The 22,589-nt window shown below is 56.5% G+C and carries 24 protein-coding genes; 15 read left to right on the plus strand and 9 right to left on the minus strand.

Annotated elements, in window-relative coordinates:
- The 3 genes from J1C54_RS10315 to J1C54_RS10325 all read left to right on the plus strand — a co-directional run.
- On the plus strand, positions 1 to 824 hold an 824-nt coding region (locus J1C54_RS10315), incomplete at its 5' end, for a DUF5666 domain-containing protein (protein ID WP_229147145.1).
- A 129-nt stretch (positions 825 to 953) separates the two neighbouring features.
- Positions 954 to 1,286 (plus strand): hypothetical protein, encoded by a 333-nt coding sequence (locus J1C54_RS10320; protein WP_229147146.1) that lies wholly within the window; start codon positions 954 to 956, stop codon positions 1,284 to 1,286.
- Between the two features lie 10 nt (positions 1,287 to 1,296).
- Positions 1,297 to 2,139 (plus strand): HAD family hydrolase, encoded by an 843-nt coding sequence (locus J1C54_RS10325; RefSeq protein ID WP_229147147.1) that lies wholly within the window; start codon positions 1,297 to 1,299, stop codon positions 2,137 to 2,139.
- 15 nt (positions 2,140 to 2,154) lie between these two features.
- Here J1C54_RS10325 and J1C54_RS10330 read toward each other — a convergent pair whose 3' ends face one another.
- Positions 2,155 to 3,144 (minus strand): nitronate monooxygenase family protein, encoded by a 990-nt coding sequence (locus tag J1C54_RS10330; protein WP_229147148.1) that lies wholly within the window; start codon positions 3,142 to 3,144, stop codon positions 2,155 to 2,157.
- 228 nt (positions 3,145 to 3,372) lie between these two features.
- On the opposite strand from J1C54_RS10330, the gene J1C54_RS10335 reads away from it, so the two are divergent.
- Positions 3,373 to 3,558: a DUF6435 family protein gene (locus J1C54_RS10335; RefSeq protein WP_229147149.1), complete on the plus strand. Its 186-nt coding sequence runs from the start codon at positions 3,373 to 3,375 to the stop codon at positions 3,556 to 3,558.
- Here J1C54_RS10335 and J1C54_RS10340 read toward each other — a convergent pair.
- A complete protein-coding gene (locus J1C54_RS10340) occupies positions 3,543 to 4,268 on the minus strand; it encodes a pseudouridine synthase (protein WP_229147150.1) in 726 nt (241 codons plus the stop codon). The two genes, J1C54_RS10335 and J1C54_RS10340, sit on opposite strands and share 16 nt — an antisense overlap.
- A 151-nt stretch (positions 4,269 to 4,419) precedes the next feature.
- Between J1C54_RS10340 and J1C54_RS10345 the strand changes: the two genes are divergently transcribed.
- Entirely contained in the window at positions 4,420 to 5,055 is a 636-nt protein-coding gene (locus J1C54_RS10345) for a TetR/AcrR family transcriptional regulator (RefSeq protein WP_229147151.1), read from the plus strand.
- A gap of 3 nt (positions 5,056 to 5,058) precedes the next feature.
- Positions 5,059 to 6,693: an NAD(P)/FAD-dependent oxidoreductase gene (locus J1C54_RS10350; protein WP_229147152.1), complete on the plus strand. Its 1,635-nt coding sequence runs from the start codon at positions 5,059 to 5,061 to the stop codon at positions 6,691 to 6,693.
- Between the two features lie 12 nt (positions 6,694 to 6,705).
- Here the strand turns inward: J1C54_RS10350 and J1C54_RS10355 are convergent, their stop codons facing one another.
- Entirely contained in the window at positions 6,706 to 7,980 is a 1,275-nt protein-coding gene (locus J1C54_RS10355; RefSeq protein ID WP_229147153.1) for an NAD(P)/FAD-dependent oxidoreductase, read from the minus strand.
- Between the two features lie 99 nt (positions 7,981 to 8,079).
- On the opposite strand from J1C54_RS10355, the gene J1C54_RS10360 reads away from it, so the two are divergent.
- Positions 8,080 to 8,742, plus strand: coding sequence for a cupin domain-containing protein (locus J1C54_RS10360; protein ID WP_229147155.1), 663 nt, complete (start codon positions 8,080 to 8,082; stop codon positions 8,740 to 8,742).
- Between the two features lie 19 nt (positions 8,743 to 8,761).
- On the opposite strand, the gene J1C54_RS10365 is transcribed toward J1C54_RS10360, so the two are convergent.
- From J1C54_RS10365 to dbpA, 3 genes are read right to left on the minus strand one after another with little or no spacing between them, the layout of a single operon-like run.
- Positions 8,762 to 9,667 carry a glutathione S-transferase family protein gene (locus J1C54_RS10365; RefSeq protein WP_229147157.1) on the minus strand — a complete coding sequence of 302 codons (906 nt, stop codon included), beginning with the start codon at positions 9,665 to 9,667 and terminating at the stop codon, positions 8,762 to 8,764.
- Between the two features lie 19 nt (positions 9,668 to 9,686).
- Positions 9,687 to 10,061: an oxidoreductase gene (locus J1C54_RS10370; protein ID WP_229147159.1), complete on the minus strand. Its 375-nt coding sequence runs from the start codon at positions 10,059 to 10,061 to the stop codon at positions 9,687 to 9,689.
- Between the two features lie 11 nt (positions 10,062 to 10,072).
- A complete protein-coding gene (gene dbpA, locus J1C54_RS10375) occupies positions 10,073 to 11,452 on the minus strand; it encodes an ATP-dependent RNA helicase DbpA (protein WP_229147161.1) in 1,380 nt (459 codons plus the stop codon).
- 104 nt (positions 11,453 to 11,556) lie between these two features.
- Here dbpA and J1C54_RS10380 point away from each other — a divergent pair, with 104 nt between their 5' ends.
- Both J1C54_RS10380 and J1C54_RS10385 read left to right on the plus strand, forming a co-directional pair.
- Positions 11,557 to 13,449 (plus strand): ATP-binding cassette domain-containing protein, encoded by a 1,893-nt coding sequence (locus J1C54_RS10380; protein WP_229147163.1) that lies wholly within the window; start codon positions 11,557 to 11,559, stop codon positions 13,447 to 13,449.
- Entirely contained in the window at positions 13,446 to 15,497 is a 2,052-nt protein-coding gene (locus J1C54_RS10385; RefSeq protein ID WP_229147165.1) for a site-specific recombinase, read from the plus strand. The genes J1C54_RS10380 and J1C54_RS10385 overlap by 4 nt, the downstream gene beginning before the upstream one ends.
- Here J1C54_RS10385 and J1C54_RS10390 read toward each other — a convergent pair.
- From J1C54_RS10390 to J1C54_RS10400, 3 genes are read right to left on the minus strand one after another with little or no spacing between them, the layout of a single operon-like run.
- A complete protein-coding gene (locus J1C54_RS10390) occupies positions 15,457 to 15,729 on the minus strand; it encodes a hypothetical protein (RefSeq protein WP_229147168.1) in 273 nt (90 codons plus the stop codon). The two genes, J1C54_RS10385 and J1C54_RS10390, sit on opposite strands and share 41 nt — an antisense overlap.
- A gap of 8 nt (positions 15,730 to 15,737) precedes the next feature.
- Entirely contained in the window at positions 15,738 to 16,175 is a 438-nt protein-coding gene (locus tag J1C54_RS10395; protein ID WP_229147170.1) for a phage holin family protein, read from the minus strand.
- On the minus strand, positions 16,175 to 16,444 hold the full coding sequence (locus tag J1C54_RS10400) for a hypothetical protein (protein WP_229147172.1): 270 nt from the start codon (positions 16,442 to 16,444) through the stop codon (positions 16,175 to 16,177). The genes J1C54_RS10395 and J1C54_RS10400 overlap by 1 nt, the downstream gene beginning before the upstream one ends.
- A 264-nt stretch (positions 16,445 to 16,708) precedes the next feature.
- Here J1C54_RS10400 and rsxA point away from each other — a divergent pair, with 264 nt between their 5' ends.
- Genes rsxA through J1C54_RS10430 form a run of 6 tightly spaced genes read left to right on the plus strand, consistent with a single transcriptional unit; the run spans position 16,709 to position 22,588 of the window.
- Positions 16,709 to 17,293 (plus strand): electron transport complex subunit RsxA, encoded by a 585-nt coding sequence (rsxA, locus tag J1C54_RS10405; protein ID WP_229147175.1) that lies wholly within the window; start codon positions 16,709 to 16,711, stop codon positions 17,291 to 17,293.
- Positions 17,290 to 17,874 carry an electron transport complex subunit RsxB gene (gene rsxB / locus J1C54_RS10410; protein WP_229147176.1) on the plus strand — a complete coding sequence of 195 codons (585 nt, stop codon included), beginning with the start codon at positions 17,290 to 17,292 and terminating at the stop codon, positions 17,872 to 17,874. The genes rsxA and rsxB overlap by 4 nt, the downstream gene beginning before the upstream one ends.
- The gene (rsxC, locus tag J1C54_RS10415; protein ID WP_229147177.1) at positions 17,871 to 20,225 is read left to right on the plus strand and encodes an electron transport complex subunit RsxC; all 2,355 of its coding nucleotides are present in this window, start codon (positions 17,871 to 17,873) and stop codon (positions 20,223 to 20,225) included. The genes rsxB and rsxC overlap by 4 nt, the downstream gene beginning before the upstream one ends.
- On the plus strand, positions 20,222 to 21,244 hold the full coding sequence (gene rsxD / locus J1C54_RS10420; RefSeq protein WP_229147178.1) for an electron transport complex subunit RsxD: 1,023 nt from the start codon (positions 20,222 to 20,224) through the stop codon (positions 21,242 to 21,244). Before rsxC ends, rsxD begins: the two co-directional genes overlap by 4 nt.
- Positions 21,241 to 21,888 carry an electron transport complex subunit RsxG gene (gene rsxG, locus J1C54_RS10425; protein ID WP_229147181.1) on the plus strand — a complete coding sequence of 216 codons (648 nt, stop codon included), beginning with the start codon at positions 21,241 to 21,243 and terminating at the stop codon, positions 21,886 to 21,888. Before rsxD ends, rsxG begins: the two co-directional genes overlap by 4 nt.
- Positions 21,881 to 22,588, plus strand: coding sequence for an electron transport complex subunit E (locus J1C54_RS10430; RefSeq protein WP_229147183.1), 708 nt, complete (start codon positions 21,881 to 21,883; stop codon positions 22,586 to 22,588). Before rsxG ends, J1C54_RS10430 begins: the two co-directional genes overlap by 8 nt.
- The last annotated feature ends 1 nt before the right edge of the window (position 22,589 follow it).

Below are 22,589 nucleotides of genomic sequence, written 5' to 3' on the forward strand. Positions count from 1 at the left end.
CGCTTTCTTCACTGCCGGGCAATGTGCCCGCCAATGGCATCACCGTTCGTGTACGCGGCAGCCTTAATGGCGACATTCTGGATGCAAGCACCGTCAAGGGCTTTAGCAGTGGCTTTGACGATCTGGATGATGGCGTCGAGGCTGAGCTGAAAGGCCTGATTACCGAAGTCACATCAAGCAGCCAGATCGCCGTAAACGGCATCCCTGTAACCATTGCCCCTGGCGCTGAATTTAGCGGCGGCAATGCGGGGCTACTGGTGGTTGGCGCAGTTGTTGAAGTGGAAGGCATCTGGTCAGAAGGCATTATCATCGCTGATGAAGTGGACTTTGAGCAGGAAGAGGATATTTCTCTGCACGCTCAGGTTTCGGCAATTACTGCAACTAACCTGACTCTGAACGAAGGCACCATCACTGCGCTTGGCTTGACTCTGGTATCCAACACCAACACTCGCTACGAAGATGATAGTGAAGCGGAGGAGACATTCTTTGGTCTGGACGACCTGGCAATCAATGACTATGTCGAGCTGCAGGGATACCAAAGTGGCGACACACTGGTGCTTACCGAGGTTACCCGCGTTGATCTGGAGCTACCGGTGCAAGTAGTCCTGGAAGGTCCGGTCACCGCCACCACCCCGAATACCGCACTGAGCATACTTGGCGTGCCGGTAGATGTGTCTGGCAGCGAGTTCGAGGACGATAATAGCGGCAGCATTGACGCCACCACTTTCTTCTCGGCCATCACCATAGACAGCACGGTGGTTGAGGTGGAAGGCAGCTACAATGGCAGCGTAATTACCGCCGAGGAAGCGGAGCTGGAAGACTAACCAGCAACATCCTTAAAAAAGCCGGGGTCGGTTGCAGCCGACCCCGGCTTTTTTTGGCCATGCAAGGATGGCAACCGCCGGAAAATCTGCCCAGAATGGTTATTCCTTTCGCCAAAACGACGGGCTCACATGACCAGCGAACCACTCAAGACTGTCTCTGACCTTGTTACCGAGGCCCATGCCCGCATCCAGCAGCAGCATGCGGACATCAACCCGGTGGTCGGCGTACGACGCGGCATGAGAGAGAAAGGCATTCCTGCGGATGCCTTGACCATAGACTGCCTGCGCACAGGCAAGCGGATTGTGCTGATCCTGCATGATCAACAGCCCGGCGAGTTGATTTATCAGTTCACATTGAAAGACCAGGATACCGATGCACCTTACCAGCAGCTGCCGATGAGCAACCTGCGAGCCGATTTACTGTATGAATGGATGCGGGATTATTTTGTCGCACAAACCTGAGGCCTGAGATGTGAGCATCCTGCAACTGCCCCACAGTCGCCCCAGCGCCATTCTTTTCGACTGGCATGCGACGCTGGTGGATACTCACAATGCCATGTATCTGGCCATTGACGACATGCTGGCGCGGCTGGATGAGCTGGGTCTGATGTCGCTACTGCTGGACCCGGATGAATCGAAGACGCCGGAAGACGCAAAGCTGCTCAACTATGTGCGCACTAACAAGCAGTTGCATCCCAAGGTGGTGGCGCAGAAAAAAATCTCTCGTACGGATATTTTTGAAGTACTGTTCGGCACCGACGAAGGCGCCAAGACTGAAGCGCATCGGGCGTTCGACGAGGCCTACCGGCAACATATCGCCGATGTGTATCCACTGGAGCCCGACATCCGCGAGCAAATTGAACGACTCAAGGCGGTGGGCTTGCCCGTGGGGGTTATTTCTAACCGGCGTCGGGATTTTTTTGAGCGAGAACTGGCACTGGTGGATGAAACTGGCTGGCTGGAACTATTTGATGTAACCGTGTGCGGCACCGACGTTGCGAGACGAAAACCAGCCCCGGACCCGCTTCACTACGCACTGCAACAACTCAAGCTGCCAGCGGATCAACATGTCTGGTACGTGGGTGACAGCACCACCGATGTCATTGCTGCACGACTGGCCGGCATTACCCCAATCTTTTACAACGGTGCTGGCTGGAGCCAGAACTGGTTGGACAAGATTTTCCCCGGCTCACCGCGGCACCCGCATCTACCAGATGCAGTGGTTAATACCATTGCCGAGGTGACCGACCTGGCTCGACTAATGCTGGCACAGGATCTTCGCGTGCAGCGCGCTCGAGACAAGCGCGCTGACTAAACGCCACCAGGGAAATTATTTCGGCGGAAATGCTGCGACCTGCTGCTGCAAACGGGCCCAAGCAGCAGCGTACTCCTTCTGCAAGCGCTCCACCGCCTTGGCAGCCGGCTGAGTTTCCTTCACCGCACCAATACCCTGACCACTGCCCCAGATATCTTTCCACGCCTTGGCGCCGCCCAGATCCGGCTTTTCGCCAAAGTCCATTTGCGAAGGGTCACCTTCCGGCAGGTTATCCGGGTCCATGCCCGCCAGCTCGATGGAACGACGCAGATAGTTACCATGCACGCCGGTGAACAGGCTGGAGTAAACGATATCTTCAGCACTGCTATCGACGATCGCCTGCTTGTAGCTGGGATCAGCATTGGCTTCGTCGGTGGCGATAAAGGCTGAGCCGATATAAGCAAGGTCTGCGCCCATGGCCTGGGCCGCCAGCACCGAGTCGCCGGTAGCGATGGCACCGGACAGTAGCAAGGGGCCACCGAACCACTCACGGATTTCCTGGATCAGCGCCAGTGGTGACTGCACACCAGCATGACCACCAGCACCAGCGGCTACAGCAATCAGGCCATCGGCACCTTTCTCAATGGCCTTTTTGGCGAACTTGTTATTGATGATGTCGTGTAGAACGATGCCGCCATAGCTGTGCACCGCTTCGTTTACATCGACGCGGGCACCCAGCGAGGTAATAACGATCGGCACCTTGTACTTAACGCACATTTCCAGATCATGCTGCAGACGGTTATTGGAACGGTGGACAATCTGGTTGACCGCAAACGGAGCAGAGGGACGATCCGGGTTGGCTTCATCCCAGGCCGCCAGCTCTTCAGTGATCCGCTTTAACCATACCTCCAGCTGATCTGCCGGGCGTGCATTAAGAGCAGGGAACGAACCAACCACACCGGCCTTGCACAGGGCAATAACCAGATCCGGGTTAGACAAGATAAACATGGGCGAAGCGACAACGGGTATACGTAGACGGCTTTTCAGAATTTCAGGCAAAGACATACACAAACACCTTATTGATTAACAGGCACAAGCCTGAACAGACCCTTTACTGGGCAAGAAAGCGGGCGAACTTCTCGCTGAAACCGAACCGGTTAATCCAGCATAGGAATATGTCCGGATCGTTGGAATGTTACCACTTCCGCACAGGCATTCACGGTATCACCCACATATTCATGTGACAGTTGTGGGAGGCAAGGTTTACCACATCCTCAACGGCGGAGCACCCCGATGTTTTCACTTTTCAAGTCAGACCCACTAAAGAAGCTGCGCAAGGAGTATGCGGATACTCTGGAAAAAGCCATGTTATGTCAGCGCAGTGGCGACATCCGCCAGTACTCTTTCCTCACCGAGCAGGCAGAAGCCATGTATAAAGAAATCACCAGGCTGGAAGGCAGCGATCAGGCAGGCGGGTAATCTGCATTGATCGCCAGCATCTCTGCGGCAGTGAGGAATCGACTGGCGCCAGGGCGCAATGACGGGTCCAGCTGCAGTCCACCAATGGCGCTGCGGTGCAGGGTCAGCACCCGATTGCCAAAACGGCCAAACATGCGCTTGATCTGGTGGTAGCGCCCCTCGGTGAGAACCACATCGGCAACATGCTCAGCAACAATATGCAGCTGCGCTGGGCGGGTAGTAATACCCTCGTACTCAAACCACATGCCGGCAGCAAAAGCGTCCACATACTCTTCGTTAATCGGCTTTTCCAACGTCACCCGGTAGTGCTTGCTGACCCGGTTTTCCGGAGCACTAAGCTGGCGCGACCAGTCGCCGTCATTGGTCAGCAATAGCAGGCCGGTGGAGTGGAAGTCGAGGCGTCCGGCAATATGCAGGTCATCGCCAACCTGGTTATCCAGCAAATCAATCACCGTGGCATGCCTGCTGTCCCAGGTGGCGCTGACCACCCCGGCAGGCTTGTTCAGCATCAGGTAGCGAGCCTGCCTGGCCTGCAGTAACTGGTCATCAAGCTGCAGCCGGGAGAAAGGGCCGATACGCTGCTGCCCATCCCGTGCTGTCACACCGTCAACCTGCACCCGGCCCGCCGCCAGCAGATGCTGGATCTCGCGCCGGCTCTGGCCAAGGCGCTGACTGAGAAAGCGGTCCAGCCGGGCGTGTTTCGAGCTCATGCAGGCATCCGGGAGAGGCGAAATAAGCGCCGCAGCATGGTATCGGCAAGAGTGCCGGTCAAGCCATTCGGACAAAGCCATGTTGACACCGTTAACTTAGCGGGCTAAATTTGCCTCCAGTGTTTACACCGTCAACATATTGAGTAGAACCATGTCCGCCAGCCCCGAACCCGTCAACTACCACCATGGCAACCTGCGTAGCGCCCTGATCGGTAGCGCCCTGACCGCATTGGAGCAGGACGGCCCGGCGGCCCTTAGCCTGCGCGCTCTGGCGCGCAGTGTTGGCGTGTCCGCCACCGCGGTATACCGCCATTTCGCCAACAAGGATGACCTGCTGGCCGCTATCGCCACCGAGGGCTTCGAGGGTCTGAGCGCGGAAATGAGCGCCCGTCTGGCCCAGGAGCCGGATGCGGACACACTGCGCCAGCTGGTAATTCTTGGCGAGGGCTACGTCAATTATGCCGTTGCCCACCCGGCCCATTATCGACTGATGTTTGGCAAGCGTATGGTCGAGCGAGCCGCCTACCCGGCCCTATCGAAGGCCTCGGCGCACAGCTATGGAATGCTTGAACAGGCCGTGGCCGACGCGGTGGCCTGCGGTGATCTTCCCGCCGTACCGGTGCCCCTGCTAAGCACACTGGCCTGGTCGCTGGTGCATGGCCTGTCCACACTCAGCAACGACAACTTGCTCAACGACAAACAACTTCCTGCCAGTGCTGAACTTGGCAAAACCTTTACCCATATGCTGGCCACGGCGCTAAAGCATCTGGCCCAACCTGCGGAGTAATTTATGTCTACGTCATCCGGGCTTGCCCCCAGCACCATTCGTATCGGCCATCGCTATCGCGCCAACCGCCTTGACGGTCCCTACGATGCTATTGTCATCGGTTCCGGTATCGGCGGTATGACCGCAGCAGCCTGTTTGGCAGAACTGGGCCAAAAGGTGGTGGTATTGGAACAGCACTACACCGCTGGCGGCTTTACCCACAGCTACTCGCGCAATGGCTACGAATGGGACGTGGGCGTGCATTACATCGGTGATGTTGGCGCCAAGCACACGCTGGCCCGACGGCTGTTCGACTTTGTCAGTGGCGGCAAGTTGGAATGGGCACCAATGGATGACCATTTCGACCGCATTTTTATTGGCAAGGAGTCATTCGATCTGGTCGCCACACCAAAAAAATACCGGGCCGAATTGCTCAAGCATTTCCCGGAAGAAGAAAAAGCCATTGATGAATACTTCAAGCGCATTGCCAAAGCGGCGGATGCCATGCGCCTGATTACCATGGAGAAGCTGCTGCCAGCACCGGCGGCAACCCTGGTAAGACTGCTGAGTAAAATCAAAGCGCCGAAGTGGCTTAACCAGACCACCCGAGAAGTACTGGAATCATTGACCAAGAACCAGAAACTGATTGCTGTTCTCACAGGCCAATGGGGCGATAACGGTCTGCCGCCAGCACAGTCCAGCTTTATCATTCACTCGCTAATCGCCCGGCATTATCTTTATGGCGGCTATTATCCGATTGGCGGTGCCTCGCGCATGGCCGAGACCATTATTCCGCAGATCCAGAAAAATGGTGGCGAACTGTTTACCTATGCCTCCGTGGAGCAAATCCTGATTGAAGGCGGCAAGGCGGTTGGCGTAAAGATGGCCGATGGCACCGAAGTGCGCGCCCCGGTGGTGATCAGCAACGCAGGCGTGTTCAACACTTTCGGCAAGCTATTGCCAGAAAAGGTCGCCAAGCAAAGCGGTTATCTGAAAAAACTGGATACTGTGAAACGCTCAATGGCCAGCCTTGGCATGTATATCGGCATTCAGGACACCGCCGAAAATCTTGGCCTGCCGAAAACCAATTACTGGCTCTACACCAGTGAGGACTACGAAGGCTCGCTGGACAGATTCTTTGCCGACCCGGAGAACGAACCAGTACCGCTGGTGTACATCTCGTTCCCGTCTGCCAAAGACCCGGAGTTCCTGAACAAGTATCCGGGCCGCGCCACCATCGAGATCGTTGCGCCTGGCCCCCATGACTGGTTTGCCCAGTGGGCTGATAAGCCCTGGGGCAAGCGTGGCGAGGAATACGATGCATTGAAGGAAAAATGGTCGCAGCGCCTGCTGGAGCGCCTGTATGAACACTTCCCGCAACTGCGCGGCAAGATTGATTACTACGAACTGTCCACGCCGCTTTCCACGGACTTCTTCTGTCGCTATGCAGAAGGCGAGATCTACGGTCTGGATCATGATCCTTCGCGCTTTGAGCAGAAATGGCTGAAGCCGAAAACCAGTATTCCCGGGCTGTATCTGACCGGTCAGGACGTGGTCACCTGCGGCGTGGCCGGTGCCATGATTGGTGGCTTGGCCACTGCCGTGGTGATTAGCGGTAAGGATGGTGCCAAGCTGGCGAAGAGATTCTTCGCCAGCTAATCAGACGGTGCGCTATTTGGCTTTAAGCTTGTCGATACCCAGCGACTTCATTACCACCTTTTCGTAAAGAGGTTCGCTGGTGCCATTTCTGATCTTGTAGAGGAAGTATTTCTCGAAGGCGACCTTGGCTACATGGACCCACTTACCGGCCTTCATCCAGTTGACGTTGCGGGGCGGTATTTGCGGCATGGCCACAAAGGCAATACCGGTATCACCCATATCGGCAAGGCAAACCGCATTCCAGGTGGCCTCAGCGCTTTCTTCCTTGCCGTCCAGACGGGCGCGAATATTGTGCGCTGTGGCAGTCACCATGCTCTCAATCATAAAGCCAGTCTTGGGCACGCCGGTGGGCACCGGAGTGGGCTTTTTAGGAGCAATCGCCACGGCCACGCCAATACCCCAAATATTGCGATGTACTGGGTTGCACTGGTGTTTATCAATAACAATAAAGCCCCGGGGATTAACCAGGCCTTCAACATCACGCACCGCCTCGATGCCGGTAAAGGCCGGCAGCATCATGGAAAAACCGAATGGCACCTCATGGCGCTTCTTTTCCTGACCATTTTCATCGCACTCGACAACATACATAACGCCGTCTTCCACTCGGTCCACCTTGGCGTTGCAGATCCAGTCGATATGCCTCTTGCGAAGCTCCGATTCCATCATGGTCTTGCTATCACCAACACCGTCGAGGCCCAGATGGCCAATAAATGGTTCAGATGTGACGAACGTCATCGGCACCTGATCACGGATTTTCCGATCACGCAGGTCCTTGTCCATAATGAAGGCAAATTCGTAGGCGGGGCCAAAACAGGATGCCCCTTGCACTGCACCGACCACAATCGGCGCCGGTTTGTTAACGAACTCAAGCCAGCGGTCCCTGGCTTGCTCTGCGTGATCAATGTGACAGATGGACTGGGTATGGCCGTCCGGGCCCAGCCCTGCAATTTCTTCGAAGGCCAGTCGCGGGCCAGTGGAAATAATCAGATGGTCATAGCGGATAGTACTGCCATCCTCCATCTCGATATGGTTTGACTCGGGGACCACCCTGGTCACTTTACCGACCACCAGCTCAACACCACGCTTGGCCAGCGGCTTGCCTAGTGGCACAACAATATCTTCGCGCTTACGCCAGTCCACCGCTATCCATGGATTCGACGGGACAAAGTGGAAGTAGTCCTTGTCACTGACCATCACGACTCGATCCTGCGGACGAGCTATATCTTTCATCTCAAAAGCCATCGGCATGCCGCCAAGACCCGCACCAACAATAACGATATCTGCCATGATCAACTCCCACCTATGACTTATGCCGCTCAGTCACGTTACTCTCACCAACAAGAACTACAATTGATCTGCATCACTTACCACCTAAAGGCAGGCCTGATGTCCGCACCGCTGAATATGGATCGCAGCCAGCGACTTTTTATCAATACCACTGATCTGGACTGGGAGAGCTCACCGGTCGAAGGGGTATGGCGCAAAAAGCTGGAACGAGAAGCGGCGGAGTCAGGCCAAGTGACCAGTATTGTCCGCTATGAGCCGGGCACACGATTTAGCGCCCACAAGCATCCGCTAGGCGAGGAAATTCTGGTACTGGACGGCGTGTTCAGTGACGAGCATGGCGATTATCCCGCCGGCTCCTATCTGCGCAACCCACCCGGCTCGTCCCATGCCCCGTTTAGCGAAGAGGGCTGCACCATTCTGGTAAAGCTGAATCAGTTTGCTGCGGATGACGATGCCAGCATCCGTGTCCGCACGGGGGAGTGCAGTTGGCGGCCGGGTTTAGTGGATGGCCTCAGCGTAATGTCACTACATAGCCATGGGGTCATCCATACCGCACTGGTGCGCTGGGCGCCGGGCACTGTGTTTCAACCACACAACCACCCGGGCGGCGAAGAAATTTTTGTTATTGAGGGGGTGTTCGAAGATGAATACGGGCAGTACCCAACGGGTAGCTGGCTACGTAACCCGCCCTGGAGTCGGCACCATCCGTTTAGTCGTGAAGGCTGTACGCTGCTGGTAAAAGTCGGGCACATTGCGGAGTAGAACGTGCCCGCATCCAGAGTCAGCCAGTGGTTACCACATAGCCCTGCTTGGGAAAATGCACATGCACCCTGCCCACTCGGGAATTCTCTCTGGCAATCACCCAACCCTGATCAGTCTCTGCAACCAATTTTCCCTGAACCGCAGTCTGGCCGTAGTCATCGGGAGCAATAGTTATCAACGCGCCATCAGCATCACCCGCCAAAGCACGGGGCTGCACTGCCAGTGCAGCATCCAAAGCCTGATCAGCGCTAATGACCGTCACATCGCCGTGACCGAAACCACGCATCCGGTTCATCCACTCACTCACTTTTGAGTAGCGGTCAATAAAACGAGACTCACCCAAATCACGGATAAACCACATGCCATGATAGGCACTGAAATCAGCAATACAGGGCTTGTCACCAAACAGGAAAGGCTGCTCAGCAAGACGCCCTTCCATATCTTCCAACTGCTCCCGGACAATCACCTTGGCACGCTTGGGTCCAGCCGCTTTGACACTTGCCGTGCGCCCCATATTGATTCGATCACGCAGAAAACGGGCCACATTCAACAACGAAGATCCTTTCCACAGTTTGCGCAGTAAGGTTCCACCTGGCGCCGACAGCACACAAGCCAGAAACACCTGCAGATCCGTATGGCGAACAAAGGACTGAACTTCTTCACTGCAGTTTTCCAACGCCAGCTCAGGTTTGCCACACAGCCTGGCTATCTCACTGCTGATGGCGCGCGTATCACAAAATACGTCTGCTCCGATTTGCATCACCGGAATCTTACGATATTTCCCCGCCAGAGGTTGCAGAGCCTTGCGCGGCGGCATCTCCGGCACGGCCACGGACAACCAGGAAAGATCCGCGTAACCCAACATGGCACGGATCTTCTCGGCAAAAGGCGACATAGCGTAATGGTGCAGAATCAAATCAGACATAACTGGCTCACCAGAGTAATTAATTTTCCCGAAAGGCTTTGAGTCGCTCTAGCAAGGCTGCACGAGCCTGCTGACGAGTCTGCCCGGTCTCCTCAAGAATCTTGACCATGCTATCGAATAACTGGCGGCGGGTAATTCCGTCTTCACTGAGATCACGCCGACTATGAAAAAACTCCATCAATGTTGCGCCACAACCACAGTGACGAAACACTTCCAGATAGAGATCGTGACTACCATCTTCCTGAGCCACCTCCCGGATAGAGGAGGGAGCATAAGTCACAGGAGTAGTTTGGGTAAGAAACTGCATCTGATCTTCGTAGACCTTACCGCAGATCCTGCAGTGTTTAGGAAATGACTCCGCCTGCAGTGGAGTAAACTCCTTCTTGCCGCTCATATCTGCCTCCGCTAGAGAGCTCTTATTCGCAACGAACGTCCCTTGATCTTGCCAGCACTAAGCCGGGCCAGCGCCGTATCTGCCACACCACGCTTCACTGCCACATAGGACTGGAAATCAAATACCGATATCTTACCCACCTGATCCCCGGCAATGCCGGCATCTTTAGTTAATGCACCCAGAATATCCCCGGGGCGTAGCTTGTCCTTGCGCCCGGCGGCGATACACAGGGTGCGCATGGGTGGCTGCAAAGGCTCGCCTGGTTGTGGTTTAAGGCTGTTTAGTGGATGCCAATTCAATGGCGTCTTCTGCATCGCCTCGATAGCCTGAGCACGGCGTGCCTCTGGCGGCGCCACAAGGCTGATCGCCATACCCTTGCGCCCTGCCCGGCCGCTGCGACCAACTCGATGAATATGAGTCTCCGCATCGCGCGCCAGCTCAACATTGATGACCATGTCCAGCGCATCGATATCCAGCCCACGGGCAGCAACATCCGTGGCCACCAGTACCGACAGACTTTTATTGGCAAACAAGGCCAGCACCTGATCCCGGTCTCGCTGCTCCATGTCGCCATGCAAAGACTCGGCAGAAATGCCGCTGGCACGCAGGACGCCAGTCAACTCATCGCACTGCTGTTTGGTAAAGCAAAACGCAACACTGGATTCCGGTCGATAGCAGGCCAGCACTCGCATCACCGTTTTCATACGTTCTTCCGCATCGATCTCGTAGAATCGCTGCTCAATCTCACTATCACTATGCAGTGATTCAACCCGCACCTGCTGTGGGTCACGCATAAAAGAAGCAGCCAGCTGCTTGACGCCGGACGGATAGGTGGCAGAAAACAATAACGTCTGTCGCTGGGTCGGTATTTGCCCAATAATTTCGGCAATGCTGTCGTAAAAGCCCATATCCAGCATCCGGTCTGCTTCATCCAGCACCAGAGTGCGCAGCGCATCAAGGCGTAGCGAGCCTTTCAGCAAATGCTTCTGCACTCGCCCAGGGGTGCCGACAATAATCTGTGCTCCATGCTCCAGCGAGCCCACCTGAGGCCCCATGGCGACGCCGCCACACAGAGTCAGCACCTTGATATTTCCAGCACTGCGAGCAAGCCGACGCACTTCTTTGGCCACCTGATCCGCCAGCTCACGGGTTGGGCATAGCACCAGCCCCTGACAATCGAAGCAGCGCGCATCCAGCGCCTGCAGCAGGCCGATCCCGAAAGCCGCGGTTTTGCCACTGCCGGTGCGAGCCTGGGCGATCACATCCTGGCCGGCGAGGATTAGCGGCAGGCTCTGGGCCTGCACTGGGGTCATCTCCGTGTAACCGAGGGAGTCAAGGTTGGCCAGCAGGTCGGCCGGCAGCGATAAGGCAGAAAAAGCGGAGACGGTCACGGAGCAAGCCTGATTAGTAAAATGGCCGCTAGTGTAACAGCTGTGCCCTGCCGATTCCCCGGCGGTGGTACACTGCGCCCCCGGATATTCTGAGTCTGACCTTTATGCCCCTGCTTACCCTGCGCAATATCCAGCTGGCCTATGGCGCCGCGCCGCTGCTTGATGGCGTCAACCTGTCCATTGAGCCGGGGGAAAGGCTTTGTCTGGTGGGCCGCAATGGCGCCGGAAAATCGACCCTGATGAAGCTGATTGCCAATGAAATTCAGGCGGATGACGGAGATCTGGAAAAGCAGCCCGGCCTGACCATCGCGCGGCTGGTGCAGGAAGTACCGGCGGACACCGAAGGCAGTGTGTTCGATGTGGTGGCGCGCGGTTTCGGCGATCTTGGCGGCATCGTTGCCGAGCATGCTGCACTGGCGCTGACGCTAGGCGATGCCTCTGATGCTGACATGCAGCGTTTCGAGGATCTGCAGCACGAGCTGGATAGTCGCGATGGCTGGACCCTGTCACAGCGGGTCGACACCGTGCTGACCCGTCTTGCCCTTGACGGCCAAACTGACTTTGCCGGCCTGTCAGGAGGGATGAAGCGACGTGTGCTGCTGGCTCAAGCACTGGTGCAGGAGCCGGATATCCTGTTACTGGATGAGCCAACTAACCATCTGGATATCGAATCAATCCGCTGGCTGGAAGAATTTCTGAAAGGCTGGAATGGCACCTTACTGTTTATCACCCATGACCGTGCCTTTCTGCGCGCCCTGGCCACCCGCATTATCGAGCTAGACCGTGGCCGCTTAACCAGCTGGCCAGGAAACTACGAAACCTACCTGCAAGGCAAACAAGCCCAGCTGGATGCGGAAGAAAAATCCAATAGTGAATTCGACAAAAAGCTGTCCCAGGAGGAACGCTGGATCCGTCAAGGGGTTAAGGCACGGCGGACTCGTAATGAAGGCCGGGTGCGCGCCCTCAAGGCCATGCGTCAGGAACGTGCGGCACGCCGTGAGCGTACCGGCCAGGCCAGCCTGACCGTGCAACAGGGAGACAAGTCCGGCAAGTTGGTTATCGAAGCAGAACACCTGAGCGCGGCCTTCGGTGGTCATACTCTGTTCAAGGATTTTGCCATCACTATCCAGCGTGGAGACCGCATCGGTCTGATCGGCCCGAACGGCTGCGGCAAATCCACTTTGTTGAAGTTGCTGCTTGGCCGTCAAGAACCGCAAAGCGGCAGCGTGCGCCTTGGTACTAACCTGCAAATTGCCTGGTTTGACCAGCTGCGTGAAACACTGGACGAGAATAAATCCATTATTGAAAACGTTGTTGAGGGCAGCGACTTTATTGAGGTCAACGGCCAGCAAAAGCACATCATTGGCTACCTTCAGGACTTCCTGTTTGAGCCGGCCCGATGCCGCCAGCCAGTCAAGGCACTTTCCGGTGGAGAGCGCAACCGACTATTGCTAGCCAGACTGTTTACTCGACCATTCAACTTGCTGGTAATGGATGAGCCAACCAACGATCTGGATGCTGACACGCTGGACCTTCTTGAAGAGCAACTGATGCAGTATCAGGGCACCCTGCTGCTGGTCAGTCATGACCGGGAGTTTGTCGACAACGTGGTCACCTCGACGCTGGTCTTTGAACAGGGTGAGGTCAATGAATACGTAGGCGGCTATCAAGACTGGTTACGTCAACGGGCCAAGCCAAAGAGCAAATCCGCTAATGAGCAGGGTGACAGAAAAGTGGCGGCCAAGCTGGCACCCGCCACCCCGTCAGCCTCACCCGCCAGGAAAAAGCTCAGCTACAAGGAGCAAACGGAGCTAAAAGAGCTGCCGCTACTGATTGAAAAACTGGAAACAGAAATCAGTCAGCTACAGCAGACCATGAGCAACCCGGATTTTTTCAAGGGTGATCCCGCACAGGTTGCCGCGGCCACCACAGCACTGACAGAAAAGGAGCAGGCTCTGGAACAAGCATTCAACCGCTGGTCAGAGCTGGAACCATGAGCCTGTGGCGCCGCGCTCACCCCACTGCCACTGACCTGCTAAACCAGCTGGAGCAGCAAGCCGGTGCTGGCACCCTGACAATTTTGCGAAAAATTGTCGCATGGCTGCGCCCCTCTACAGCTGACTCCGAACAGGCTGGGGCACAAGTAGGGAGTCGTATTAACGACCTGCGCGCCGCTCTTGAGACTCGTCCGGAGTTACGAGCCAACATTTCTGAGTGCCTGCGTACCTGGCTAGCCGACACACATTTTTTTCCCGCATTTGCTTCCTTGGGGATTCTGCCTCGACAGGGCTTTCGCAGCGAGCTCAGGCGACGCATTTACGAGCATCTCAATCCGGCACCCAAGGACCCCGCTGATCTGGCCAGCATGTTGTCGCTGATATTCACCCACCCCCAAGACGGCGAATGGGTCGCCCGCGTATCTGACGATGCCTGGCTGGGCCTGTTTATGACCCTGTGGCATACCCCGGAAGGAGAAATGCGGCCATTTATGGTGCGCGCTCTGGACGAGCTGCTGTATGCACTTGAGATGCTGTCGATCTGGGTGGCGGCGGAAGAACTGGAACCGGATCTGGTGCGCCTGGAACCTCGCATGCAGATTCGTGAGTCTGCCTTTGTTGGCCTGCAGCGCGAGCTGGCCAGCTTTGTGCGCGACTATGAAGCCTGGCTGGAGGGCGATCATAGCCGTTGGCACGACGCCTCCCATGCCCGGGTAATGCTTGACCAGTGTGCCACCGAGGTGGCTGCGTTCAGGCGCCGTGCCGTCACCCGTGGCACAAGTATTTCTCTCACTTATTTGCTGGAACGGCTGGAGCAAACACTGGCACGTATCGAGCATATTCTCGACATCGTCAACCTGTCCGACATACAGCGTAGCCGCGAAACCACACTAGCCCTGTTCCGCGAGCTGGTAAGTGCTACGACAATGCGCAACAGTGTGCGCGCCCTGTGGCGCCAAAGTATTCGCCTGCTATCGCGCACTGTTACCGAGAACGCCAGCGATTATGGTGAGCACTATGTTACCCGTGACCGCAGCGAGTATTTTTCCATGCTCCGCTCTGCTGCGGGAGCAGGTCTGATTATTCCGCTGATGGCGCTATTGAAAATTCACACCCATGAAGTGGGCTTTGATGCGGGCACAGAGACATTACTGTACTGCCTGATCTACGGACTTGGCTTTGTCCTGATTCATATCTGTGGCTTTACTATTGCCACCAAACAGCCGGCCATGACCGCGGCCCGGTTTGCCAGCGCGGTAGAAAAAGAAGGTCGCGGTGGAGCCAACCCGAAACGTCTCGCCCAACTGCTGGTTCAGGTAACACGCTCACAGTTTATCGCCATTGCCGGCAATGTTTCTGTAGCCCTTAGCATTGCCATGCTGCTCAGTCTCGGCTACCAGCACTGGCTTGGCGAACCACTACTTGATGCGCAGCAACAGCAATATCAGCAGTATTCACTAAGTCCCTTTGCCAGCCTGGCCCTGCTTCATGCCGCCATTGCCGGGGTCTGGCTGTTCCTGTCTGGACTGATTGCCGGCTTTTTTGATAACCGCGCCGCCTATCTTTCAATAGCAGAACGCTTCAAACATCATCCCCTGACCCGTCGGCTAATGCCGCTGCACTGGCGAGAGAAAACTGGCGAGTATTTGGCTAAACATAACGGCGCCATTGCCGGAAATTTTATCTTTGGTGTTTTGCTTGGCGCCACCGGCTACTTCGGCTCACTGATGAACCTGCCACTGGATATCCGCCATGTGGCGTTTTCATCTGCCAATCTGGGCTATGCAGGGGTAACCGATATACGGCTGTTTGCCGAACTGCTTGGTGTGGTGCTACTGATTGGCCTGATTAATCTGGCGGTCAGTTTCGCTCTGGCTCTGTCAGTGGCATTACGAGCCCGCGGCGTACAAATCAAAAGCACCAGCAAATTGTTACGCGTACTGGCCAGTGAAGTTCGCCAACAGCCAAGCGCCCTGCTCTGGCCGCCGAAGGACACGGATAAAGAAGCTACTGCGGCGGGCGGCGATAAACCGGATCGCGGCGACTGACCCAGTCACCGACAACCATGAGCCCTTGGGCAAGCTGCCATAGCTTCTGCCCTGGGCGAAAACGGGCCACCAGCAAACCCGCAACAAACGACAAGGGTAATAGCCATGGATAGCGCTGCCGCCAGCGCTCACGTTGCTGCTGGATATGCTCGGCCAGCGCCTCACGGCTAACATCAAGATTCTTGCTTGCCTGATCAGCCTGCTGACGATGGCGACGGTGACGCAAAAACATGCCCCTTGTTACTCCCTTTCATCAGCTGGTGGCAGTGGCTGACCCGGTCGCTGCCGCCAGGCGGCTCGACTGCGCGGGAACAGAAGGTCACGCCCCAATCGACTGACAACCCAAAGCAGAAACAGGGACATCAGCAACAACATTACCACCACCGCCAATACTGCCAGCGAAGGACCGAGCCAACCCATTTCGATCAATACCACCACCGGGGCCGCGACCAGCAGTAACGTGGCACCAGCAAGCAAAAAGCCAGTGACAATGGTCAACACAACGATCAGAACCAGTGCCGAAGCAGCCAGCCGGGATTCCGCCTTGAGCAGTGCTACAGCGTCACGGGCGAGATCACCAAAGCCCGAACTGATTCGGCTAAGGTCATCCATCAAAATCCGGGAGGGCGCCTCCGGGCGTTCCGACTCAGTGGCAGGTGGTTGTTCTGTATTGCTCATCAGCGCCGGGTCAGTGAAGCCAGCAGAAAGCCCGCAGCAAACGCCACACCTACCGCAGCAAGTGGGTTATCCCGCGTATAGCGAGCCATTGAATCAATCACTTCAGCACCTCGCGCCTTGGCATATTCCGCCGTCTGCCGGGCCTTTTCTGCCTGTTCTCGCAGACTTTCCTCAGCACCGCCGACCTTTTCCGCGGCGGCATCAACTGCGTCATGCAGATTCTCGGCGACTCGAGCCGTGCGTGGCGCACCGGACACAGGTTCAGTCATGATCTGGACTCCATTGACAATATCCATCATGGAACCACGCCAACCGCTGCGCTTCAATCAGGGACTGTGCCCATGTGTCAAAAACGGCACCCTTCGGAAGTCCCGACGGCTGCCCTGGCCGCCCCCTACACTGCGGATGTCTATTTCTGACCGATCAACCACTTAAGCTTATTCAGAATCATTCTTGAGGCGCTCTGGCCGGTGGCCCATACTATGCGCCTTCGCCACAGGTAGACGTTTTGTATAGGGGTTAGCCGCGCCGTTATGACAGAGACTATCCTGATCCTGATCAGCGCCGTGCTGGTAAACAACTTTGTGCTGGTCCAGTTTCTGGGCCTGTGCCCGTTTATGGGTGTTTCCAACAAAGTGGAAACGGCCATGGGCATGTCGCTGGCCACCACCTTCGTGCTCACCCTATCCTCGGTGCTCGCCTACCTGACATGGAGCTGGATTCTGGTACCGCTGGAGCTTGAGTACCTGCGCACCATTTCCTTCATTCTGGTTATCGCCGTAGCGGTGCAATTCACCGAAATGTTCGTCCGCAAGGCCAGCCCGCTACTGTATCGGGTGCTTGGCGTTTTCTTGCCACTGATCACCTCAAACTGTGCGGTACTAGGCGTGGCACTACTCAATGTGCGCAAAGAAGACGCCAGCTTTATGTCATCCCTGACCTACGGCTTTGGCGCCGCACTGGGTTTTTCCCTGGTACTGGTGCTGTTTGCTGCCATGCGAGAGCGTATCGCCGTTGCTGATGTGCCAGTGGCATTTCGTGGCCCCAGCATCGGCCTGATTACTGCCGGACTGATGTCGCTGGCATTCATGGGCTTTTCCGGGTTGATCAAGTTGTGACTACGATCCTGCTCGCCGTCGCTGCGCTATTTGCTCTGGCCGCCGTGTTCGGTGCCCTGCTCGGCTTTGCTTCGGAAAAATTCCGCGTCGAAGGCGATCCAATCGTTGATCAAATTGACGCCCTGTTACCGCAAACCCAGTGCGGACAATGCGGTCACCCCGGCTGCCGCCCCTACGCAGAGGCCATCGCCTCTGGTGAAGAACACAATCGCTGCCCCCCCGGTGGTGAAACCACTGTGGTTGCTCTTTCAGAGCTGCTGGGCCGCGAAGTTCTGCCACTGGATGCGGAGGAAGGTAGTGCCGGTGACGTCAAACGGGTGGCGGTGATTCGCGAAGACGAATGCATCGGCTGCACCAAATGCATTCAGGCGTGCCCGGTGGATGCCATTGTCGGTGCCGCCAAACTGATGCATACCGTGATTGCCGATGAGTGCACCGGCTGTGACCTGTGCGTTGAACCCTGCCCGGTGGACTGTATTGATATGGTGGAAGTGGCACCCACACTTAACACCTGGCATTGGCAACGGCCGCCGGGCATCGGCAGCAAGCCAAGCAATCAGATCCCGGTGGTGAACCTGTGAACGCCTCTATCGGTAAGCCGCGCCCATTGTTTGATTTTCATGGCGGCATTCACCCGCCACAAAACAAGGAGTTGTCCAACCAGCGGCCAATTCGTCAGGCGCCGCTGCCGGAACAACTGATCCTGCCCCTGAATATGCATCTGGGGGCGCCTGCAAAAGCCATCGTGCAAGTTGGCGACACGGTACTGAAAGGCGAAAAAATTGCCGAAGCGCAAGGCGCTGTTAGCCTGCCCGTACACGCCCCGACTTCCGGCAAAATCGTAGCCATCGGCCCGCGCCCCATTCAACACCCTTCAGGACTCGATGCACCATGCATTGTGCTGGAGCCGGATGGCAAGGACCTGTGGTGCGAACTACATCCACTGCCGGACTGGCAAACCTGCTGCCCGCCCAGTGCATTAGTAGCGCGCCTGCGTGAAGCCGGCATTGCCGGCATGGGCGGTGCTGGCTTTCCAGCCGCGATCAAACTTAGCCCAAAGCCAGAGCATAAAATCGATCAGCTGATTATTAACGCGGTGGAGTGCGAACCTTATATCACCGCTGATGATGTGCTGATGCGCGAGCGAGCAGAGCAGATTATCGGTGGTATAGAAATCCTGCGGCATATCCTCAAACCGAAGGAAGCCATCGTTGGCATTGAAGATAACAAGCCTGAAGCCATCGAAGCCATGCGTCGCGCAGCAACTGGCACCGGTATAGAAATTGCCGTGGTACCAACCAAGTACCCCTCCGGTGGTGAAAAGCAGCTGATCTATATGCTCACCGGCAAGGAAGTCCCCAGCGGTGGCATTCCGGCACAAATAGGAGTGGTTTGTCATAACACAGGCACAACTCTGGCCATCTACCGCGCCATTGTTTATGGCGAGCCACTTGTTTCGCGCATTACCACGTTAACCGGCAAAGCACTGGCAGAGGCCGGAAATTTTGAAGTACTGATAGGCACCCCGGTAGCCAGCCTGCTGAAAGCTGCTGGTGCGGATATGGACAAGATAGGCCGGTTGGTAATGGGTGGCCCAATGATGGGCTTTACCCTGCACAGTACGGCCATTCCGGTGGTCAAAACCAGCAACTGCATTCTCGCTGCCACCGAGCAGGAACTGCCCGCTCCGGCTACCGAACAACCCTGCATCCGTTGCGGCAGCTGTGCGGATGTATGCCCCGCGGATCTGCTGCCACAACAACTTTATTGGTATGCAAAAAATCAGGACCTGGAACGCGCACAACAATACAACCTGATGGATTGTATTGAATGCGGTGCCTGCGCCTATGTCTGTCCCAGCCATATTCCGCTGGTACAGTACTATCGCTTTGCCAAGGGCGAAGTACGCAATGCCCTGCAAGAACAACAGAAAGCGGATCGCGCCCGAGTGCGCTTCGAAGCACGTCAGCAGCGTTTGGCAGACGAGCAGGCGGAAAAAGAAGCTCGTCGTAAGGCACGCCTGCAAGGCAGCAAGGCCAGTGCCGCACCCGGCGTGGACATGGCGGCACTGAAAGCGGCCTCCCTGCAGGCCTCGGCTGCTTACAAGGCCGCTGTTAAGGCATTAAAGGCAGCCGAGGTGGATGGCCGCGATCAACTTGCTGCGCTGACCAGTGAAGTCGAGCAACTAAAGGCTAAAGCGGACGCAGCCAAGGCGGCGGTACGTGACGCTGGCAACGCTCCGGCCGCACCAGTCGTTGATGTTGCCGCACTGAAGGCTGCTTCTCTGGCTGCATCGGCGGAGTACAAGGCAGCGGTCAAGGCAATGAAGGCTGCTGAAGCGGCGGGCGAGGACGTCTCCGCACTACGCAGCGCAGCAGATGCCCTCAAAGCAAAAGCAGATGCGGCCAAGGCTGCGGTGCGCGATGCAGGACCAGCCATCCAGACGGCAGCGCCATCAAGCGCCAGCGCAGCGGTGCCGGAAAAATCCGATGATACAGCGCAGCGGGCACAGAAAATGAAGGCGCTGAAAACTGCCTATAACGTGTCACATAAACAATTCAAGGAAGCCAGCGCAGCGCTGGAACGTGCCGAGCGGGATGGTAGTGACAATCTCGACGAGCTGCGCAAGCAGGTGGAGCGCTTCAAACTGAAGTCTGACAAAGCCAAGGAAGCCCTCAACCTGCTGGTTGATCAGGCAAAAGCGGATATCCGTGCCAGTGGCAGTGATCTTAAGTCACTCAAAATTGAAGCTGCCCAAACGGAGGCTGCCGCCAGACAGAAAGCAAGGGAACTGGATGCAGCAAAAATCAACGGTGACGACCAGCGTATTAATGTGCTGACTCGGGAACTGGAAGCTCTGAAACGGGAAGCCGAGGTTGCTGCCGGCGCCCTCAAAGCAGCCATTGATGAACAGGGGCTGGCCGACTCATGAGCCTGATTACTGTCACCTCACCGCACACCACCGGGCAGCGCAATCACACTGGCGCTTTTATGCGTCAGGTTATTTACGCAACGATTCCAGGTGTGGCCGTGCTGACCTGGCTGTTTGGTTGGGGCACTCTGTTCAACCTGATTATCGCCGTCCCCGCCGCCCTTATTGCAGAAGCAGCGGTGCTCAAAGCCCGTGGCCGTGATGTGCGTTTTGCCTTGAGCGACTGGAGTGCAGTGCTCACCGCCGTGCTGCTCGCCATCGCCATTCCCCCCACCTCCCCCTGGTGGTTGATCGTGATTGGCATTGTTGCCGCCATCGTTGTTGCCAAGCAGCTTTATGGTGGCCTTGGCATGAACCCGTTTAACCCGGCCATGGTCGGGTACGTGGTGCTACTCATTTCTTTTCCACTGGAAATGACTCGCTGGATTGCCCCCCACGAAGCGCCGAGCTGGTTTGATTCCTTCCGCATGGTGCTGGCCAGCGCCAATGTGGATGCAATTACCGGAGCCACACCACTGGACAGCTTGCGCACCTGGGCAGGTAATGCGGAGCAGCTGGCCAGTCAGCCGATCCTGCATGGCAGCTTCGCCGGTGCTGGCTGGGAGTGGGTGAATCTGGCCTTTCTGCTTGGCGGTATCTACCTGCTGGCGCGTAAAATTATTAGCTGGCATATCCCCGTCGGCATGCTGGCTGGCATGGCGCTGATCGCCCTGCCTTTCTGGCTGGCTGATGATGTACGCTACGCCAGCCCGCTGTTTCACCTGTTTAGTGGTGCGGCCATGTTTGGCGCTTTCTTTATCGCCACCGACCCGGTGAGCGCTGCCACCAGCCGTTACGGCAGGCTGATATATGGTGCCCTGATTGGCGTTCTGGTGTGGGTGATTCGTAGCAATGGCGGCTACCCGGATGCTGTCGCCTTTGCGGTGCTGCTCATGAATATGGCGGCGCCAACTATTGATTACTATACCCAGCCGCGCAGCTACGGCCACCGCAAAGCGAAACGGGGGGCCAGCCGATGATGCGCCAAGCCATTACTCGCAACGCACTGGTGCTTGCCCTATTCGCCATTGGCACTGCAGCCGTGCTGGCAATTACCAACAACAGCACCCTGCCACAGATTCAGTGTAATCGTGAGCTGGCACTGAAGAATTCCCTGCTGGAAGTTATCCCGGCAGACAGGTTCGATAATGTTCTGCTCGCCGACTCCGTGGTCGCCACAGACCCGTTGCTAGGTCGTGGTGAGCATATGATCTATCGTGCCCGGATGGGCGATCAGCCCACCGGCATGGTGGTTCAGGCCACTGCGCCGGATGGCTATGGCGGCGCCATTCGTCTGCTAATCGGAGTAGATCAGAATGGTACATTGACCGGAGTGCGGATGATTCCGCCACACAACGAAACGCCAGGCCTTGGCGATAATATCGACATCCGCAAGTCCGACTGGATAACAGGATTCAATGGTCAAAGCCTGAGCAATACGGATGACAGCGACTGGGCAGTACGCAAGGATGGAGGCAAGTTCGATGCCTTCACCGGCGCCACTATTACGCCGCGGGCGGTGATCGGTGCGGTACACCGCACCCTTAAATACGTCGCCAATGAGCAGGCTGCTATTTTTAGTCTTCCGGCAGACACCGATCATCAGGAGAGCTGCAATGACTGATTATAAAAAAATCAGCATGGATGGTCTGTGGAATAATAATCCGGCAACCGTGCAGATTCTTGGCCTGTGTCCGCTGCTCGCCGTATCAGGCAGTGTGGTCAATGCCATGGGGCTTGGCTTGGCAACCATGCTGGTATTGGCCGGCTCCAACTTTGCCGTCTCTCTGATCCGTCACTTTGTTACCCCGGCGGTGCGTTTGCCTGCATTCGTTATGATCATCGCAGCATTGGTGACGGTCATTGAGATGCTGATGCAGGCTCTCACCTTCGAGCTGTATGAGATTCTCGGCATTTTTATTCCGCTAATCGTCACCAATTGTGCGGTGCTGGGGCGCGCCGATGCCTTCGCGTCCAAAAATGCTCCTCTGCCGGCGGTGCTTGACGGTCTGATGATGGGCGCAGGCTTTCTATTTGTACTACTACTGCTTGGCGCCATGCGCGAGGCGTTAGGACAAGGCACCCTGTTCAGCAATATGCAGTTGCTGTTCGGTCCCATGGCTGAAAACTGGCAAATTACTTTGATTGCTGATTACCGTGGGTTTTTGCTGGCCATCCTGCCACCCGGTGCATTTATCGGACTCGGCTTGATCATCGCCGGCAAGAATGTGATTGATAAGCGTCTCAAAGATGCCGCCAAACGCCGCGAGGCAGCCGAACCAAAAACCAGCCGTCGAGTACGCACCACCGGAACAGTCACCTGAC

This window comes from Alcanivorax sp. 1008 (assembly GCF_020667895.1).
Taxonomy (GTDB): Bacteria; Pseudomonadota; Gammaproteobacteria; order Pseudomonadales; family Alcanivoracaceae; genus PGZG01.